2 protein-coding genes are annotated in these 2002 nt (G+C 47.5%); both read right to left on the reverse strand.

Annotated elements, in window-relative coordinates; all coding sequences use genetic code 11:
* On the reverse strand, nucleotides 1-128 hold a 128-nt coding region (locus B7C60_RS19350), incomplete at its 3' end, for an RnfABCDGE type electron transport complex subunit D (RefSeq protein ID WP_245869664.1).
* Nucleotides 128-2002, reverse strand: a 1875-nt coding sequence (rsxC, locus tag B7C60_RS13525) for an electron transport complex subunit RsxC (RefSeq protein ID WP_245869449.1), incomplete at its 5' end; no start/stop codon positions are given. The genes B7C60_RS19350 and rsxC, both read right to left, overlap by 1 nt.

A 2002-nucleotide genomic window follows, 5' to 3' on the forward strand; every position in this document is an offset into this window, starting at 1 on the left:
GTGCCCAATCCGAAAAAGTAGCTTTGGGCAAGCAGACCCGGCAAAGCACAAATGGCGACCCATTTCATTAAATCGGCAGTACTGCGTTTATTATGTGCATGTGGGGAGCTGGCAATAAAAAAGGCCACTATTTGTTCTCCTCAACGTTATTTTGTGGGTTATTGGTTTGTTGGGCTGCTTTACGCGCTTTAGCTCGGGCGATGGCGGCAGCCACGGCTGCTTTTTTTGGATCGGCTGTGTTATCTGACGTTTGTTCAGCTGGCTCTTGCGCCGAGAGTTGCTCTGCTTTACGCGCTTTAGCTCGAGCAATAGCGGCAGCCACGGCTGCTTTTTTTGGATCGGCTGTGTTATCTGACGTTTGTTCAGTTGGCTCTTGCGCCGAGAGTTGCTCTGCTTTACGCGCTTTAGCTCGAGCAATAGCGGCAGCCACGGCTGCTTTTTTTGGATCAGCTGTGTTATCTGACGCTTGTTCCGCTGGCTCTTGCGCCGAGTGTTGCTCTGCTTTGCGCGCTTTAGCTCGAGCGATGGCGGCAGCCACGGCTGCTTTTTTGGGATCAGCTGTGTTATCTGACGTTTGTTCAGCTGGCTCTTGCGCCGAGTGTTGCTCTGCTTTGCGTTGTCGGGCCAACTGTTTGCGCTCTTCACGAAGCCTAACCATTTCTGTGTTATCTGGTTCATGTGCTCCGGTTTGTAGCGCTTGGGCTTGTTTTGCTTTCGCTCGCGCAATGGCATCTGCCACGGTTGATTTTGTTGTATTATTTTGCGTTTCTTGAGATTGTTTTTGTGCTTTTACGCGGGCGATAGCTGCGGCAATGGCATCTTCGCTGCCACTTTGTTGCATCTCTTTCCGGCGATCTTCAGCCGCTTTCTTAAAGCGATTTTCTCGTTCTTGTTTTTCTCGTTCCATCCGTGCTTTTTTATCTTCAAAGCGCTGTTTAGCGCGTTCGGCAGCTTCCGCTTCTCGCTTACGAGTACGAATTTCAGCTTTAGCTTGACGATAATAATGCACCAATGGAATTTCGCTTGGACAGACATAGGCACAAGCACCACATTCAATACAGTCTTTGAGGTTCAGTGCCTCACACTTTTCATATTCTTGTGCTTTGGCGTGCCACAGTAACTGCTGTGGTAATAATGTTGCTGGGCAAGCATCAGCACATTGGCCGCAGCGAATGCAGGACATCTCCGTTTGTATCGGTGCAATCTCTTTACGTGTCGGAGCTAAGATGCAGTTTGTGGTTTTCGTTATCGGCACATGGGCATGGGGCAGGGTAAAGCCCATCATTGGGCCGCCCATGATCAAACGAGGTAATTGTTTATCAGCTTGATAATTAAAACTATTAAGCAGTGTTTGTACGGGTGTACCGAGTAAGGCCCAAACATTTCTAGGTTGACTGAATGTATTACCGGTCAAGGTGACAACTCGTTCAATTAACGGTTCGTCATCCATTACGGCGCGTTTTATGGCATACATAGACCCGACATTCTGTACTAATAACCCTATATCTGCTGGAATTCCCCCGTTAGGCACTTCAAGGTTCGTGAGAATTTTAATCAGCTGTTTCTCACCGCCCGAAGGATATTTAGTGGGAATCACACGGATGAGTAGATCTTTTTGCTGGGCCGCTTTTTCAAGAGCTTGGATCGCTTCTGGTTTATTATCTTCAATGCCAATAATGGTTAATTTCGGCTTTAAAATATGTTCGACAATACTGATGCCCTGAATAATTTCTTCAGCATGTTCGCACATGAGTCGGTCATCGGCGGTGATATAGGGCTCACATTCAGCGGCATTAATAATTAAAATTTCGGTACGAGATAGGCCGGATTGAATTTTTTTTGCAGTAGGAAATCCTGCGCCGCCCATGCCTGCAATTCCAGCTTGCCGGATGATTTCAATCAATTGCTCAGGTGTGTACGAAGTGTAATCGGTAATGGGATGACGAGCGACCCACTGATCTTGACCATCTGGTTTGAGAATAATACATACTTCATCTAGCCC

Origin of the sequence: Vibrio fujianensis, assembly GCF_002749895.1 — a bacterium.
Taxonomy (GTDB): Bacteria; Pseudomonadota; Gammaproteobacteria; order Enterobacterales; family Vibrionaceae; genus Vibrio; species Vibrio fujianensis.